Below are 16,058 nucleotides of genomic sequence, written 5' to 3'. Positions count from 1 at the left end.
TTTCCTCATCGAAAAACTTTCAATTTTTTTTGTTGGTTCCGAATTTATCGGAACTCATCGTTTTCTAGGCACCGATCAGCCAACACCGGGGCGCGTTTTTTTATTTCAATCGTTCTGCGAAAGCGGGCTCGTGAATGCGCTTTCACGTTGTGCTGAGCGACATTGGTCTACTGTGTCACGGTTTCCCATGTAAGAGCGACATTTCCTATTTCCACCCGTTCTCCGATTGGACATTCTTTCAAATCTTGCGTGCCAATCACTTTCCCATACCATCGATTTCCTCGGCGGGTCATCACGATGTTTCCTCCTAGCATCGTCCCTCGCACATTGCATTCCGGAGTTGGCCCCACCAAAATGGTTTGGTCTGCCAAAATCACGGCGTCAATATGGTCGGCAAAACGATGTGGCGGATCGAGCGTCAGGACGGCCGAACCGCTCAAAGGGCTCGACTTGTGAAGGTTCAATCGGGCCGAACCTGGTATTGGTAAAGCCGTTCCACTTTGAATCATTGCCGGTTTTGCGTTCGCCGTGTTTGCTTCATTGTTCTCCCAAAAGTAATCGTCATCGTTGCGGAGAATGGTTCCGGCAGTTCGCGGCAAATCGGCGCCAACTGCAATATCGTTCTTGTCTGCAACCATCGCTCCGCCGACTGTCCATCGGTCCCCAGTGAGAACCAGAAAGCCTCCGCAACCATCGACCCAAAGCCTCCAGCGATTCGCAGGAGGCTTTGAAGCATTTCGGTTTTCCTGTCCTGACACAGAATCAGCCTTTTCAAGTGTCTAGTGAACCAAACCGATCAATCGAGTTGAATTGCGACAAGCGAGCCCGATGGGTTGTCGTTTTGGTTGAAGTACGAAGTGATTTCGTCAAGCAAGTTTTCGTCCGTGGGTTCGTCCAAGTCAATCTCACCGAAATATTCAACATCGACATTCATTGTTTCTTCGGCAACGTCGATGCGTGTTGCGATGTCGTCGAGCAATTGACGAGTCTGGGACAATTGGCTGTCGTCTAGAGCCAAGCTACTACTGGTTTGGGCGACTCGCAAGGCTCCGAGTCGAGCTTGCAGATTTTCAACTTCGACTTCGAGTTGTTGCTTGGCATTTAGCATCGCGTCCATTCGCTCATGCGCCGCACTAAGTGTCGACTTGCGAGCGCTCAGCATTTGGCTCAGTTTGTCGGCCGTTTGCTTGCGAGTTTTGAACCGCTTGAAGCGGTTGCTTAGATCACTCTTGACTTGCGCGGACGTGTAGGTGCGTCCAGCATACGTGTAGACAGTGTTGTCGTCTTTGAGGTCACTGCTCAAACGCTTGATGTCGGATTGGGTTTTTACCAATCGTTGCTCGGACTCGTTCCGTTGAGTTTCCAAGCGAGCGACTTCGACCTTCTCTTGGGCGATTCGGCGAGCATTGATTTCGATTTCGGGCTTCAAGTCCGCGATCATTTGCCGGGCTCGTTTGAGTTCCCATTCGAGGGGCATCGAGTCCGAGGCTGAGGAAGTGAGCCAGTTCATGCCACACCGAGCGTAGCTGAATAGGGGAGTGCCGACGGCGACGGATGACAATAGGGCAGCGGCTCCGCCTGCTAGAATGAGTTTCTTGAACATGGAGGAATCTCCTAAACGTTTTGGCTGATGAATTGTTTGTGGCACTTTTTCGTGCCTCACATCCACCTATTCGCTGTCTTTTAGGGATTCTTGCCAAATTTGTTGAAAAAAGCTGACTTGACCGCTCTGCTATCGCATTTCCATCCAATCCCGTTATCCTTGCTACCTGATTGATTGATTTTCAGCGGATTGGGGGCTCAATAGCGAAACTCGTATGGCGAGCTATAATAGGAACTTAGGGAATTGGATTAGCCGAGTTATCAAAGCCTCAGGAAAAAGCGTCAGCAACCACGTTTAAAAAGATATGAGCATCCTCAACGACCTCGTCGAAAAGAGTGTCAGCGGACATGTGGACGATACGGATCGTTTGTTCACGTTGATGTATGATGATTTGCGACGTCTTGCTGGGCGTTTCCTTCAGCACGAGCCGATGCGTGAGCGGCTTAGTTCTTCGTCGCTGGTTCATCAAGCCTACATGCGGATGATTGATCAGTCGCGGATCAATTGGCAAGGCAAAACCCATTTCTTTGCGATCGGCGCGACGGTGATGCGTCGGATATTGGTCGACCACGCCCGAAAGGTCCGTTCACAAAAACGCGGTGGCGGTTGGGATCGTCGCATGCTCACCGACGATGTGACGTTTGAACTCAGCAAAGATGACGATGTCGTGGCGCTCGATGATCTGTTGAACACGCTTGCGAAATTGAACTCTCGGCAAGCTCGGATCGTGGAGTTGCGTTTCTTTGGTGGCATGACGATGCGAGAAATTTCTGCGGAAATGAATCTCGGTTTGCGAACGATTGAAAAGGATTGGGCGATGGCCCGCGCTTGGATGCGGCGTGAGATGCGCCGCGAAGACGGGGTCGATGGAGACTCGGAAGAGGCCAAAATTAACGCTACCGACGCTCGCGATCCTGGGTCCGATTGATGGATGCTGACCGGTATTCGCGTATCCGCGATCTGTTTCTCGCGGCCGACGAAATGCCGCGGGACAAGCAAGTCGCGTTCGTTCGGTCCGAAGCCGATGGCGATGACGGGCTCGTCCGAGAAGTCCTCTCACTTTTGGGAGAACACGATCCCGAATCGGCCAAGATCGAAGGTGAAATGGTGATGCCGCTTCCAACACCGCTCGGCATGGGGTCGACTCCATCCATAGCGGGCCAAGCGATCGACGCTTCTTCGACGATGGCGCGGTCGGCAAGCGATACCCAGCGTGGCGATGAGTCGAGTGTCGTGGACGATTCCGGTGCCGAACCAGCAGGGCGTCAAAAGAAACAGGTCTCGTCGTCGGAGATTACCCAGCGTGGGGCGGAACGGACTCATGCATCGCCTCGTGACATTGAGTCATGGCTTTCGCAAGATCGAAGTTCGCCGAGCCATTTGCTATTTGCCAAAAAGTCCCGCCGAGCTCGACGGATCAATTCGGGCTGGCTCTGGGTCGCCGCTGTGTTGCCCACCGCATTGGTCGGATGGTGGACCTACCGCAGCGTAGCCGAAAGTGTTCGCAGTGCGTTACGAAACGAATTGACCGGGGTGGCCGATAGTGTCAACTTAGCCGCCGATCGGTTTATGGATGATAAAGCCCAATTGGTCGAGTCATGGTCGCGGCAATCTCACATCCGTGATTCAATCGCCGAGTTGGTTGAGTTTGCCGATACGAAGCCATCGATTGACGAACTCAAGAACGCTCCGCAATCGGATCGGATCAAGGAGGAATTGCAGAATTTGTCCGGAGTTGATTCGGTCAGCTTTATCGTTTGGAACCATTCCTTCACCACGATCGCCAGCTTTCTCGATGACCGAGCGGACATTGGCCATCCCGTTGCCCCGGCCGGTGCCTCGGACGTTGCTCGTGCCTTGCGTGGGGAAACGGTCATTTTTGGCCCATCGCGTTTGACCGATACGATTAAAGGCTACGTCTCAAAAACAGACGCTCCTGTGATGGCTTGCATTGTTCCGGTCAAAGGCGACGACGGTGAAGCGGTAGCCGCCCTGTTAGTTAGCGGAATCAATCTGTTTAGACAATTCGACCAAATTTTGCATGATGCATCGATCAGCAATTCTCTTGATGCGTATGCAGTCAACTCCGACGGGATGATGATTAGCGGTAGTCCCCACGCGGTGGCATTGTCCAATGCAGGGAAGTTGGATGTCGAGCCGAAGCAGATTGCGGATCGGCTTCGCGTTACTGATCCGGGGATTCGGCTCAGCCGCGATTCGATTGACGGCGTCCAGCGTCGGGCGCTGCCGCTGACCGAATCGGTCGCTTCGGCCACATTGATGGAATCCACCGTGCAACTTGATCCGTACAACAACTATGCTGGCGAACAAGTGGTCGGCGGTTGGCGATGGAATCCAAAATGGCAATTCGCTGTGGTGGTCGAAAAGGGAGTCGGAGCGGCTTTTGCTCCCGCAAGAATCGTTTGGTCGAGCTTCTTGCTGTTGGGAAGCCTATTGACGGTGACTGCGTTTGTCGCTGCTAGTCGGTTGGCGCGTCGATCGTTAATGGATCAAGCGGCCGCACATCCTCTAAGTCGTTACGAAATTGTTTCGGAACTCGGACATGGTGGCATGGGTGTGGTTTATCGAGCGAAACATCGGCAACTCGGTCGCGATACCGCATTGAAACTGTTGCATGACGAGCGGAACAACAAAGAAGACAGGTTACGCTTCGACCGCGAAGCAAAATTGGCCGCTTCGTTGAGCAATCCGCATAGCGTGATGATTTATGATTACGGACGCAGTGAGGAGGGGGAAGCCTATTGCGTGATGGAATATTTGCCCGGGTTGACGTTGCATGAAGTCGTTGCCCGCAGTGGGTTCCAGCCCATCGGTCGAGTGCTTTTTATGCTGCGTCAAGTCTGCGAGGCGCTCAAAGAAGCTCATCACCTCGATTTGGTTCATCGCGACATCAAACCGCAAAACATTATGTTGTCACTTGATGCGTCGGTCGGTGATTGGGCCGTTGTTTTCGACTACGGTTTGGCCAAGCCGCTTAGTCCCGACAATAGCACTTATCAAACCAGCGAAGTCGTTTGGGCTGGTACGCCGATGTACATGGCGCCAGAACGTTTTCGCTCGCCCTCGATCATGGATCCACGCTCGGATATCTACTCGATTGGCTGCGTCGCCTATTACTTGCTTGCCGGTCGTCCGCCCTATTCCGAATGCGATCCCGAGTCATTGTTTGCGCTGATCATCAGCGAGCAACCAATTGGCATTGGAATTCATCGTGGTGAAGAAGTGCCCGAACCGATCCGGGATCTGGTTTACCGTTGCATGGAAAAAGATGCTGACGACCGCTACAAAGATATCAATGAATTAGCCAAAGCCATTGACGCGATCCGCGGTGGTTACCCTTGGTCGGCCGAAGATGCCGCAGCATGGTGGAAGCAACACGGGACGGAGGACTAGTTCACAACGCTTCGCCCAGTCGTTGCAGGAGGCGTCCTTTGATTCATTCGATCTGTTGCTTTAAATGACGCTTGCGCCGCGTGATAGAGAACAATTCGACTGCGTTTTTCGCTATGCGAACTCTTGTCAAAGAGGGGCCCAACCGTATCGGCAGGTAACGAGGTGTCACGTTTGTTGGTACTTACGCATGAAGCGAGAATCGATTTGGCACTTCAGCCACCAGCACCATCGCGAGTGGAATACCCAACCCTTGTACTGCAGCAACGCTTTGCCATCGCCGGTGTTCACGATTTTTAAGAAATCCGATTGCGGACGGAAGTCTTCAAGTTTTTCGCCGCGAGTCAAATGGTTCAAGTTGCCCCAAAGAATCGGTGCTTGTCGAACGGCGTAGACGCCCGCTTTGGGGGATGGTTCGTTGATCACCGTGCCACAGTCCCCGACTGCAAAGATCGGCAAATCCGACTTAGTCGTCTGTAGCGATCGGCGTGTCGCTAAGAAGCCTCGTTTGTCGGTCGGCAATCCCAAGTGACTAAGCACGGCCGGCCCGACCGCTCCGGTCGCAAGGATCACCACGTCTGCGGGAATCGATTGTTGGTCTTTTGTATGTATCGAAGTGTCGCTGATGTCAACGGCGCGAACCGAGGTACGCACTTCGATGTTCCGTCGCTGAAGCAGTTGCCGTAATCGTGAGATGGCCTTTTTTGACATGCCATTGGCGATTTCCTCTGAGCCGGTTAAGACTTCGATTGTTGTGGAGCGTTCGGGAAATCGTTTTTCACAGCGAGTGGCCAAACAGAGTGCAATCTCAATTCCCGCGACTCCGCCACCGATGATCTTGATCCGTGTCGGTTTTTTGGATGTGGTCTCATTGATTCGTTGGTCCAACCGCTGCAAAAAGGTTTGCATCGGCTTGATTGGAACGACCGTCTTGCCGTTAAGCGTGTCCACCCCGGCTGGCATCGATCCGACGCCGACAGACAAAATGTCGAATGCGAGCGACGATCCATCGGCAAAGTGAAGCGTCTGAGTCTCGTCGTCCATTGCCTTGACTTCGCCGAGGATCAATTCCGCACCTGCGGCGTTGGTGAGTGCCGGCAGATCGATTTGCATTTGTTGCGGTTTGAATTGATCGGCTAATGTTCCTGGCAACATGCCTGAATAAGTCGAAAAAGCGAACCGAGAAACGCACACCAACCGAAAATTTGGGATCGGCGACTTGCACCATAGATGAACAATTTCCGCGTTTGTGTGGCCCACGCCCAATAGCACGATCGTTCCGTCTCTTTTCTCAGCCTGATTCATCCGATACCCTTTGCCTTATTGCCAATCACGAGTTTCCCTATTTCTTTCCTTTACCTCAAAGCGATTCTTATGCTTCATGCAGTCATTATGGCTGGCGGCAGTGGCACGCGGTTTTGGCCGGCGAGCCGAACGCTTCGCCCCAAGCAGCTGCTTACGTTACACGGTAAGCGATCGATGATCCAATCGACGATCGATCGTCTCGGCGACCTTGTGCCACCATCACGGCAAATGATTGTGACCAATAAGGTATTGGTCGACGCGATTGCCGAGCAACTGCCCGCGTTACCTAAACAGAATATTGTAGGGGAACCTTGCAAACGTGATACAGCGCCTTGTGTTGGATTGGCCGCAGCGTTAGTAAACCACCAAGATAGTGACGGGATCATGGCTGTGATGCCGTCGGATCACGTTATTGCATCCCACGAAGCGTTTCAAAACGCGCTTGCCATCGGTGAAAAACTAATCAAAGAGGACCCCACGCGAATTGTGACCTTTGGCATTCCACCCGAATATCCAGCCGAATCGTTCGGTTACATCGAACGCGGCGAGCCCATCGGATCGGGGGGTGACGCTAACATTTACAAGGTCAAACAGTTCCGCGAGAAGCCAGATCGGGCAACCGCGGAGGCCTACGTCGCAAGCGGTTCGTTCTATTGGAACGCCGGAATTTTTTTGTGGAAAGCGTCAACGATTCTGGACGCCTTGCAGAAAAACGCACCTGAGATCTACAAACATATCGAAGCGATCGCCGCAAGGATCGGTGAAGCGGACTATGCAGAAACTCTCGAACGCGAGTTTGCGGCGATCAAGGGAAAATCGATCGATTATGCCGTGATGGAAACCTACAAGAACGTCGTCGTTATCGAAGCCGATTTTCCATGGGACGATGTCGGCAGTTGGCAGGCACTTTCCCGATTGCACGAACCGGATGCCTTGGGCAACGCGGTGGTAGGGACGCACGTCAATATTGATTCCAAAGATTGCATCGTGCATGCCAGTGAAGGTCACACGATCGTGACGATCGACTTGGATGACATGATCGTCGTGCAAACTGCCGACGCAACCTTGGTTGCGCCCAAGGACGCCGAAGAACGTGTGCGTGAGGTTGTCAAAGCACTACAAGATCGCGGCTTGAACGAATTGTTGTAGTGGGGGGACAGAATGCGTGCTTCCGGTGCGTCCAATCTTGCAACACTTTAGGAATCGAATCACGGTTTAGTGGCAATGGGATTTGCCACACTGCGGAAATGCTATTCCATGAACTCGACTTTGCCGCTGTGCATGTTGTAGATGGCTCCGACAATCTTCGCTTTTTTCAGCGCCGGATCGCCATGTTCAATGGCCATGAAACGAAGTTGTTTAACGGCTGAAATGACATTCGCTTTGACCGCTGCTGCAACATACTGTGTGGGATCCGCTGGATGCTCGTGATCAGATAGCGAAACTTCAATCATCTTTAGGACCGCTTGCAATTCCATCGGTTCATGCGAACGAGCTTCGCTCGACGCCAATGCAGCCGTAATCGCCCCACAGCCTTCGTGTCCCATCACGACGACCAATTGAGTGTCGAGGTGTGTGACGGCATATTCAATACTTGCAGCGACATCCGTTGCAATGAGATTTCCAGCATTGCGAATGACAAATAGGTCACCAAACCCTTGGTCGAAAATCAACTCGGGTGGTACCCGCGAATCGGCACAGCCGACGATGACTGCGAAAGGGTGCTGGCCTTTCAACAGCGAGTTGCGACGTGAGCAGCTTTCGTGACCGTGCATCGGCTTTTCGACGGCAAACCGCTCGTTACCGTCGATCAATAGATCGAGTGCTTCCGATGCTGATACCGATGAACTGACCAATTCCGGTGCCGGTCCTTCGATCGAGCTCGGTTCAATTGCATGGGCACAAAAGCCGGGCGAGACACAAATTGAAAAAAGCGTGATTCCGAAAATGATCACGTGCCGGGAAGAAGACTTCTTCGAGGACGCAGACGCATCCTTATCGACTTGATTGTTCATCGGTATTGGTACTTGGATGAGGGTTGATACGGGTAACTGAACGCTCGGCCCGCCAGACTGTAATTTTAGCTAGGCCCTTTTGGTTGGCAAAGGCGTCTTGGTGGTTTGTTGATGGTGTCGAAACTAGGAATGCCGACAACCATCCGCGGTTCGATAGCAAGCGGTTAATGGAAAGCAACCGGACGCTATTGCGTGCCGGTGGATGGTAAATTCCTATTCACTCTTTCGCGGAATTGTTAGAGAGTTGTAGGGGTAGGTAGAATCCGAGTGTTGGTAGCAAATTATCGGTAAAATTTTCTGCGAAAGTAGCACTAATCGACTAATCCGTGGGGCATGCAGGGGGCCGGTAGGGCACAAGCTAGACGTCTGGCGAATCGTTGGCGAAGCGGTCTCGTAGTCGCTCATAAACGCGTCCTGGCGTTCTTGCTTCGCCGTCGTTGATTTGCGAAGCGAACCATATGCCGGTTGTCGTTCCCATGCAAAGCACTTCGTGAGCCGAGTGAAACCGCTCGACATCGATCCGTTCTTTCCGCCACGGGATGGATTGTTTGATCGCGATCATTTCGATGACTTGCTGTGTAACCCCTGCGAGCACCTGTTCGGCTAATGGCGAGATGATTTCACCCGCTTCCACAATCGCAAGGTTTGCTAGGCTCGTTTCGGTGATTGTGCCGTCTTGGTCCACTAACACTCCCGCAGCATCGGTGGCAAACCGACTCGCGAATTGGTCTGCCAAGTAGTAGTGCAATCGCGAGCGAACTTTCAGTGAGCGTGGCCAAGTCTGATCCGGTTGTTGTGTCACGTCCGTTATGATTAGCGGTTGGCCTTCGCGCATACGACGATCAATGAGTTCAAAATCGAGCGAATTGAGATGCAGGCTAATTGTGGGTGATGGTGATCCTGCTCGGCCGGGTGTGGCAAACAGTGTGATTCCTACATCGCCTTGTTCTTGTACCATTACCGCGTTACGAGTCAGGAGTTCCGAAACCAATTCGGTGAATCGTGCTTCGTCGGGTAGCGAATCGATGCCTAGATGACAGGCTGTGTGGCAGAATCGTTTTAAATGTAGTGGCAGTTCGAAAACGTTTCTGCTGTAGGTTCGCATTCGTTCCACTGCGGTGACACCTTGCAGAAACCCGATGTCATCCACCGACAATCCAATCTCTGCTCGTTTGATCCATTGGCCGCAGAAGTAGGCAGTTGAGTCTGCCAATCGAGATGGCGCGTTTGCAGGTTGGCGTTTCGTTTTAGGTTTCGCCATGATTCTTACCGCGAGACCATTTGGACATCGGATATCAACCGGGCCATTTCTTTTCCCGCGTCAAACCGGCTTTGGTAATAGTCGAGTTCGTCGTGTGTGATACCGATCGCGCGAGAAAAATCAAGTGCTCGTAATTGAATGGCTTGGTTATCCACGGTTGGCACAATCGATTGCATGCGACCGAGGCCGAGCGCTACCGCGCCACGAACTTTGTCGAGTAGCCAATAACGTTTAAGGACCGCATCGCGTTGATTGAACAATACCGTGAAATTTTCCATGTTGCTGATTGCTTTACCATGATACTGGCCCGCAGCCAACCAATCTTCCTCGATAGCCGGCGCAACTAAGCCCACATCGACGCCTGCATGTTGAATCGTTTCTCCGGGCAACGTCCGTCCGCCGAGTCGACCGCCCGCCAGTGCGTGAAGCGAACCGGTAATGACACGTCCCCCGAGACTGTAGCCGATCAATTTGGTTGCCACCGATCGACGAAGTTGTTCACGAATCAACCACGATAAATATAGCGCTTGCGCATCAGCGAACTTCGCTTTTTCGCGAACATCCTTCGTGATAAAGCTATCACAATCACTCGGCCAACTCCAGATTACCCAATCGATGGGGCCGCAGCCTGCGCGGCGACGCAACGTTTTTTGATAGACGAACAACCCACGCTCGATTGCCTCGCAGTGCTTAAAGCGATAGCCATGAACATAAACGACAACGGGGCGATCCGAACCAAGTTCCGATAGGTACTCTTCTTTTGTTGACTGGCAAGTCGATCCGTTGCATCCGAGCCGGCTGACTTTAAGGTCAGGATCGTCAAGGTTGACACGACACGCACAAGTGGGAATCGAACGTGTGTTGATTAACCATAGGCGATCGTTGAGCGTCGTTTCGATGGCACAATCATGTGCCTCGATCGACGTATCGAGACATACTCCCTCGGCAAACAGGGATGTCGTAGTCATTGCCAACGCAATGACGGCAATAACGTGGCGGATAGTAATGCGTGAGTGAGTCATCAGTGGTGAGGAATTAGCAGCAATACGAGGGGGTGGCATCTATACAACGAATTGTTGCAGAAAAAAAACGATGTTGCGTTTGCACATCATGGATTACGACCTAGTTTTTACTGGTTCTCGATTTGAGAACACCGAATAAGCTCACTATGCAAGTCAAGGTAAAGAAAATGAATACTCGTATTATGTCGTTTGTGGCGTGTGCGTCGTTGCTGGTTGTCAGCACCGGTTGCGGCAACTTGCGTCAATTTTGGTTTGGACGCGGTGCCAAGTGTGGTCTCTGCACGCGGCCAAGTGTTCCCTATATGCAAGCACCGCTTGCGGCTCAACCGGCTCCTTACGCTCCCTATGCCCCAGCGGCACCGGTAGCCCCAGCGGCACCTGTGATGCAGGCGCCGGTTGCACCTTTGGTCCGTGTTGCTCCACAACCTCGTTGTGGTTTGTTCAACCGTCGCACTGCTCCGGTGTACGCCGTACCTAGCTATGGTGCCCCAGCCTGTGGATCGCAACCGGAATGTTGCCCACCTTGCGGCAACGTGTGTGGAAACGGATGTGGCGGAGGTTGCTATAGCGGATACGAAAATTATGAATCGTCGAGTTGTGGTTGTGGTGGTGCCATGAGCCCGTGCCAATGTGGCGGATCGGTCATGAATGGCTACGGCCCGATGGTCGAGGATCCTTATCACAGCGGTATGATCATGGGCGAAACCGTCATTGGTGAAAGCGTGCTTCCGATCAACGGTGAAATCATCGGCAATGGAATCGGTGGACAAGTTTATGGTAGCCCTGTCTACGAAGGACAAGTTAGTGGCAGCGGGTCATCGATTAGTGACAACTTTGACGCTCGTGGTGATCGCATTCTTAGTGCTGATCCGCTTCCGCCTGGTGCCGTGCCGGTTCAGTAATTAAGCTTGAACAGCAACCCGCTTGTCTATAATTGAAACTTGTGAGCGACGGTCGGAGTAGTGCGGGGGTGAAATCCGAGCATTACTTCGGCCGTTTCGGTTCTATTCTCTCGACCAAAACCGCGACAATTCTTTGATGACTATGACACGATCCGCATTCTCGCGACGGCAACTGATACAGTCGACATTCATGACGGTTGCAGCCTCGTCCGTTTTTCAACCCAATCTTCGTTGTTGGGCTGATGAAATTGGATTGTTTGATGAGCAAGCAGCCAATGTTGAAAGCGAATCGACCGGCCAGCCTGCCCCATCATCACGCATCGTTTACGATTCGCCTCAGACTCAGCAGTGGCGGATCGGTCTCGTCCTTGATCCTCCGGTGACTTGCCGCGATGTGTACGCCACATTCCCCATTCCGCAGAATTGGCCCGAGCAAAAAATATCGTGCGTTAATCAAGTGATCGATCCTTTGGTCGTTGGTTGGGATTCGAGAGATTTGGCAAGCGGTGTGAAGCAAATTCAGCTACGCATGGCGCGAGTTCCAGCGGGCGTAAGGACGGAAACCTCTTTTACGTTTCAAATCGAACGTTCGCGAACTTTGCCGCCTCAGAAAACCGATGACTTCGTGATTCCGCGGCGGCCTGATCGCAGCCTGCGTATCTACTTTGGCAACAGTCCGAACATTGACGCCAGTAATTCCATCATCCGCTCGGCTTCAAGGGAATTGGCCGCCATGGAAGCCGAGAGTGATTGGCAGCGTGTGGAACAGATATACGACTACGTTCGCGAAAACGTTGAATATGTCGAAGGGTCACTCAAGAATGCGTCGGTTGCACTGCGCGACGGGAAAGGCGATTGCGAAGAGATGACGAGTCTGTTTGTAGCGCTTTGCCGTAATGCAAAAGTTCCCGCCAGAATGGTTTGGGTTCCAGGTCACTGTTACCCTGAGTTCTATTTGGAAGACGGGGATGGCAAAGGTTACTGGTTCCCATGTCAAGCCGCCGGTACACGCCAATTCGGAGGCATGGAAGAGTATCGTCCGGTGCTGCAAAAAGGGGATCGATTCAGAGTTCCCGAAAAGCGAACGCCGGTTCGCTACGTCGCCGAGTTCTTTAAGTGCGAACGCACCGGCAAGAGCAACCCGCGTCCCGAATTCATTCGAGAACGGGTCGACGCGTAGTTTGCGAATTACTTGATTTCCGCAGGGTTTTCTTCGTCGATCGGTTGGTCGTCATCCTGCGGGCTTTGGGTGTCGGCTGATGATTCAACGTCGGCCTGATCTTCTTTGGGCTGATCTTCTTTGGCCTGATCTTCTTTGGCCTGATCTTCTTTGGGCTTGTCCTGTTTGGGCTCTTCGCCGCCGAGTGTTGGATCTTCGAGTGTTGCCAATTCGACACTCAATACCATTTCTTTGCCGGCTCGATAGATTTTCACGTCTTGCATCGATCCGACAGGTTTTCGTTCGACCACTTCTTGCAACGAACTTGGTTTTCGGACTCGTTCGGATGCGAATTCCAAGATCACATCCAACGGCTTTAGTCCCGCCCGATCGGCTGCGGAGCCGTCAATCACTTGATAGACCAACACGCCTAGCCCAACCGGCAGATTGAGTTTCTTGGCATTCTTTGGATTTAACTCTGCTAAGCGAATCCCTATCGCGGCTCGGCGGACTTTGCCGTGTTTGTCTAGCTCGTCGGCGATCCATTTGGCTTGATTGATCGGAATGGCAAATCCGATCCCTTGATAACCACCATTACGCGTCGCGATGGCCGTGCTGATTGCGATCGCTTTTCCATCCAAATCGATCAATGGGCCGCCCGAATTGCCTGGGTTGATCGCAGCATCGGTTTGCAGCAGGCGTCCGCGGCGAATCCGTTGCAGGGTACGGTTTTTGGCACTAATGATTCCCGCGCTGACGGTTGCCTCGAGTCGAAACGGACTGCCAATCGCCAATACCCAGTCGCCAATTTCGAGTTGATCCGAATTGCCGATGTCGGCGGCCTTGAATTGTTCTTCACGTTCGACTCGAACGATCGCGATGTCACTATCGGGATCCCCGTGAACCTGGGTTGCTTCGATTTCGGTTTCGTCGGACAACTGCACAACGACCTTCTTCGCACCGTTGATCACGTGATTGTTTGTGATGATCAACCCGGTGGGGTCGATGATGACCCCTGACCCCAAACCGGTTAGCGGAATCGAATTGCCGTCAAGGTTATCACTTGGCGGTGGCGCAGGGCCTGGTTGATTCGGGTCTGTTTCTCCGTCTTCTTCCGCTTTGGGCTGATCGATATTTTGGCCATAAGAGAAGACCGTAACGACCGAAGGGGTTGCACGGCGAGCCGCAGTACGGAACGCTCGTGACAACGCACGTGGCCCCGCTTGGATCGCAGCGGTCACTTCCTCTTCGATGGTCTCCGCTTTCGAGGGAGCTGCGTCCGGTACATCCGCGGAAGCGAACGAGAGTGACAAGGTAACTGCAATGGCGATCGCTACGAATGTTCGAAAAAGACGCGCAAGCGGCAACAAATTATTCATTAGGAATTCTTAAAGAGGCGATATGATTTTATTCGTGAATTTTCGAGTCTTGTACGCGGCAAGCGGAGCTCGCTTTCCGCTAATATAACGTGTAGACATGTTTTTTGTTCAGTCCAGCAAAAACGGGCTGGCGGACTTTGACCCTTTTTGGCGTTAATTTGATGTTACCTGCGGCTCTGCTGGCGAAAAAACGTGACGGAGAAGCGCTGAGCGACCGCGAAATCCGGTTTCTGATCGAAGGTTTTTGCGAGGGAAAGGTTGCCGATTATCAAATGTCGGCCCTTGCCATGGCGATTTGTATTCGCGACATGAATTCGCGAGAAATTCGTACGCTTACTTCGGCGATGGTCGACTCGGGCGAACGGTTGCCGCGAGTCACCGATCGACCGCGAGTCGACAAGCATAGCACCGGCGGGCTTGGCGACAAAGTTTCGCTCATCTTGGCTCCGTTGCTTGCCTCATTGGATGTGGATGTGCCGATGGTCAGCGGTCGTGGGCTTGGGTTAACGGGCGGAACGCTTGACAAACTCGAAGCGATCGAAGGATTTCAAACGCAATTGTCGCTTGACGAGTCGAGTCGTGTTCTTCGCAAAGTGGGCGCGTTTATCATTGGCGCGAGTGAGCGGATTGCTCCGGCAGATCGCCGATTGTATGCTCTTCGGGATGTGACCGGAACGGTGGAATCGATTCCGCTGATCACGGCCAGTATCCTCAGTAAAAAGTTGGCAGCTCGTCTCGATGCTCTCGTGATGGATGTGAAAGTCGGTTCCGGTGCGTTCATGAAAACGCTTGCTCGGGCGAACTTGCTTGCCAGTTCGATTATTGACGTTGGCTGTCATTCGAATCTTCCCACCACTGCAATCCTTTCGGATATGGACCAACCACTCGGTCAAGCGATCGGGAATGCAATCGAAGTGAACGAATCGATCGAGGTGCTTCAAGGCAACGGCCCGCCAGAGGTCCGTGAGTTGACAATCCAGTTGTGCGCCGATTTATTGGTTGCCGTTGACAAAGCGAAAAATCACGACGAGGCAAGACGCAACTTGAATCGCCAACTCGATAGCGGGGCGGGATATGAGCGATTTATCCAGATGGTCCACATGCAAGGAGGGTCGATCGGCGAACCGCTTTCGCTCGCGCCATCGGAAACCCTCTGCGCCAAAACCGAGGGCTGGGTTGACCTGATCGATTGCCAATCAATCGGCGAAGCAATCGTCGAAATGGGAGGCGGGCGGAAACGCTCAGACGACCGAATTGACCCGAGCGTGGGGGCGAAAATCCATGTTCGAATCGGTGACCATGTAACGGTCGACCAGCCTCTTTTGACGCTCCATTGCCCATCGCCGATACGGTCGGAATTTGTTCAACGATTGCGTGGCGTGGTTCGTCTGACTGAATCGTTGACATCGGCAAGGCCGATCGTATTACAGCGGCTTGGGCAAGACGAAACGAAAAACGCGTGTTAAAATTTGCAGATTGCTTCAGGGCTCATTGTTACCGAAGCCCCTTGTCTAAGATCTAATCGAGGAATGCGATGGTGGAATTGACGGCGAAAGAAATTGAACGACTCAATCAAGCTGCAACGCTTGTGCGAGATCAGGCATACGCGCCCCACAGTCATTTCTATGTTGGCGCTGCGTTGTTAATGGATGACGGCGAAATTGTTGTTGGATGTAATGTCGAGAACGCCAGTTATTCGATGTGTTTGTGCGCCGAACGTGTCGCCGTTTCTACTGCAATCTCTTCTGGTTATCGGAGTTGGCGAGCGATTGCCATTGCTAGTCTTGGCGGTGTAACGCCTTGCGGAGCGTGTCGCCAATTTTTGTCGGAATTTGGCTTTGACTTGGCGGTCGTCACGACCGATGTGATCGATGGCGCTTACCGCATTCACCGGCTCGACCAACTTCTGCCCGAAGCCTTTGACGCTTCCCATTTGCCAGGCCATACGTCTTAGCAAGAGGCTGCTTGGGAACACGCTATCGACGGATTGATAACAACGGA

14 protein-coding genes are annotated in these 16,058 nt (G+C 52.7%); 7 read left to right on the top strand and 7 right to left on the bottom strand.

Going from position 1 to position 16,058, the window contains the following annotated elements:
• Positions 1–167: 167 nt before the first annotated feature.
• Positions 168–758 carry a hypothetical protein gene (locus CA13_RS06465; protein WP_146395131.1) on the bottom strand — a complete coding sequence of 197 codons (591 nt, stop codon included), beginning with the start codon at positions 756–758 and terminating at the stop codon, positions 168–170.
• 38 nt (positions 759–796) lie between these two features.
• Positions 797–1,603 carry a hypothetical protein gene (locus CA13_RS06460; protein ID WP_146395130.1) on the bottom strand — a complete coding sequence of 269 codons (807 nt, stop codon included), beginning with the start codon at positions 1,601–1,603 and terminating at the stop codon, positions 797–799.
• 304 nt (positions 1,604–1,907) lie between these two features.
• Between CA13_RS06460 and CA13_RS06455 the strand changes: the two genes are divergently transcribed.
• On the top strand, positions 1,908–2,531 hold the full coding sequence (locus CA13_RS06455) for an ECF-type sigma factor (RefSeq protein WP_146395129.1): 624 nt from the start codon (positions 1,908–1,910) through the stop codon (positions 2,529–2,531).
• Positions 2,531–5,017 carry a serine/threonine protein kinase gene (locus CA13_RS06450; protein WP_146395128.1) on the top strand — a complete coding sequence of 829 codons (2,487 nt, stop codon included), beginning with the start codon at positions 2,531–2,533 and terminating at the stop codon, positions 5,015–5,017. The genes CA13_RS06455 and CA13_RS06450 overlap by 1 nt, the downstream gene beginning before the upstream one ends.
• A gap of 165 nt (positions 5,018–5,182) precedes the next feature.
• Here CA13_RS06450 and CA13_RS06445 read toward each other — a convergent pair whose 3' ends face one another.
• Complete coding sequence (locus CA13_RS06445; protein ID WP_146395127.1) at positions 5,183–6,319, bottom strand: FAD-dependent oxidoreductase; 1,137 nt, start codon at positions 6,317–6,319, stop codon at positions 5,183–5,185.
• 69 nt (positions 6,320–6,388) lie between these two features.
• On the opposite strand from CA13_RS06445, the gene CA13_RS06440 reads away from it, so the two are divergent.
• Positions 6,389–7,468: a mannose-1-phosphate guanylyltransferase gene (locus CA13_RS06440; RefSeq protein ID WP_146395126.1), complete on the top strand. Its 1,080-nt coding sequence runs from the start codon at positions 6,389–6,391 to the stop codon at positions 7,466–7,468.
• A 101-nt stretch (positions 7,469–7,569) separates the two neighbouring features.
• On the opposite strand, the gene CA13_RS06435 is transcribed toward CA13_RS06440, so the two are convergent.
• The 3 genes from CA13_RS06435 to CA13_RS06425 form a co-directional block, all read right to left on the bottom strand.
• Positions 7,570–8,334, bottom strand: coding sequence for a carbonic anhydrase (locus tag CA13_RS06435; protein WP_146395125.1), 765 nt, complete (start codon positions 8,332–8,334; stop codon positions 7,570–7,572).
• Between the two features lie 358 nt (positions 8,335–8,692).
• Positions 8,693–9,595, bottom strand: a complete 903-nt coding sequence (locus CA13_RS06430) for an aminotransferase class IV (RefSeq protein WP_146395124.1) — start codon at positions 9,593–9,595, stop codon at positions 8,693–8,695.
• A gap of 5 nt (positions 9,596–9,600) precedes the next feature.
• Complete coding sequence (locus CA13_RS06425) at positions 9,601–10,563, bottom strand: alpha/beta hydrolase (protein ID WP_419194007.1); 963 nt, start codon at positions 10,561–10,563, stop codon at positions 9,601–9,603.
• Positions 10,564–10,784: 221 nt separating this feature from the next.
• Between CA13_RS06425 and CA13_RS34745 the strand changes: the two genes are divergently transcribed.
• Both CA13_RS34745 and CA13_RS06415 read left to right on the top strand, forming a co-directional pair.
• Entirely contained in the window at positions 10,785–11,519 is a 735-nt protein-coding gene (locus tag CA13_RS34745; RefSeq protein ID WP_419194006.1) for a hypothetical protein, read from the top strand.
• Between the two features lie 142 nt (positions 11,520–11,661).
• Positions 11,662–12,699: a transglutaminase-like domain-containing protein gene (locus tag CA13_RS06415; protein WP_146395121.1), complete on the top strand. Its 1,038-nt coding sequence runs from the start codon at positions 11,662–11,664 to the stop codon at positions 12,697–12,699.
• A gap of 8 nt (positions 12,700–12,707) precedes the next feature.
• Here CA13_RS06415 and CA13_RS06410 read toward each other — a convergent pair whose 3' ends face one another.
• On the bottom strand, positions 12,708–14,057 hold the full coding sequence (locus CA13_RS06410; RefSeq protein ID WP_146395120.1) for a S1C family serine protease: 1,350 nt from the start codon (positions 14,055–14,057) through the stop codon (positions 12,708–12,710).
• A gap of 161 nt (positions 14,058–14,218) precedes the next feature.
• Here CA13_RS06410 and CA13_RS06405 point away from each other — a divergent pair, with 161 nt between their 5' ends.
• Complete coding sequence (locus CA13_RS06405; protein WP_146395119.1) at positions 14,219–15,523, top strand: thymidine phosphorylase; 1,305 nt, start codon at positions 14,219–14,221, stop codon at positions 15,521–15,523.
• Between the two features lie 68 nt (positions 15,524–15,591).
• Positions 15,592–16,011: a cytidine deaminase gene (locus CA13_RS06400; protein WP_146395118.1), complete on the top strand. Its 420-nt coding sequence runs from the start codon at positions 15,592–15,594 to the stop codon at positions 16,009–16,011.
• The last annotated feature ends 47 nt before the right edge of the window (positions 16,012–16,058 follow it).

This window comes from Novipirellula herctigrandis, from assembly GCA_007859835.1.
Taxonomy (GTDB): domain Bacteria; phylum Planctomycetota; class Planctomycetia; order Pirellulales; family Pirellulaceae; genus Novipirellula_A; species Novipirellula_A herctigrandis.
The sequence above is the reverse complement of the archived record's forward strand: the minus strand, read 5'-3'. Positions and strand labels throughout refer to the sequence as shown.

Excerpts from the sequence above, each read along its gene's own strand:
- CA13_RS06460 (WP_146395130.1), bottom strand. The coding sequence starts at position 1,603 with ATGTTCAAGAAACTCATTCTAGCAGGCGGAGCCGCTGCCCTATTGTCA.
- CA13_RS06455 (WP_146395129.1), top strand. The coding sequence starts at position 1,908 with ATGAGCATCCTCAACGACCTCGTCGAAAAGAGTGTCAGCGGACATGTG.
- CA13_RS06450 (WP_146395128.1), top strand. The coding sequence starts at position 2,531 with ATGGATGCTGACCGGTATTCGCGTATCCGCGATCTGTTTCTCGCGGCC.
- CA13_RS06445 (WP_146395127.1), bottom strand. The coding sequence starts at position 6,319 with ATGAATCAGGCTGAGAAAAGAGACGGAACGATCGTGCTATTGGGCGTG.
- CA13_RS06440 (WP_146395126.1), top strand. The coding sequence starts at position 6,389 with ATGCTTCATGCAGTCATTATGGCTGGCGGCAGTGGCACGCGGTTTTGG.
- CA13_RS06435 (WP_146395125.1), bottom strand. The coding sequence starts at position 8,334 with ATGAACAATCAAGTCGATAAGGATGCGTCTGCGTCCTCGAAGAAGTCT.
- CA13_RS06430 (WP_146395124.1), bottom strand. The coding sequence starts at position 9,595 with ATGGCGAAACCTAAAACGAAACGCCAACCTGCAAACGCGCCATCTCGA.
- CA13_RS06425 (WP_419194007.1), bottom strand. The coding sequence starts at position 10,563 with ATGACTACGACATCCCTGTTTGCCGAGGGAGTATGTCTCGATACGTCG.
- CA13_RS34745 (WP_419194006.1), top strand. The coding sequence starts at position 10,785 with ATGAATACTCGTATTATGTCGTTTGTGGCGTGTGCGTCGTTGCTGGTT.
- CA13_RS06415 (WP_146395121.1), top strand. The coding sequence starts at position 11,662 with ATGACACGATCCGCATTCTCGCGACGGCAACTGATACAGTCGACATTC.
- CA13_RS06410 (WP_146395120.1), bottom strand. The coding sequence starts at position 14,057 with ATGAATAATTTGTTGCCGCTTGCGCGTCTTTTTCGAACATTCGTAGCG.
- CA13_RS06405 (WP_146395119.1), top strand. The coding sequence starts at position 14,219 with ATGTTACCTGCGGCTCTGCTGGCGAAAAAACGTGACGGAGAAGCGCTG.
- CA13_RS06400 (WP_146395118.1), top strand. The coding sequence starts at position 15,592 with ATGGTGGAATTGACGGCGAAAGAAATTGAACGACTCAATCAAGCTGCA.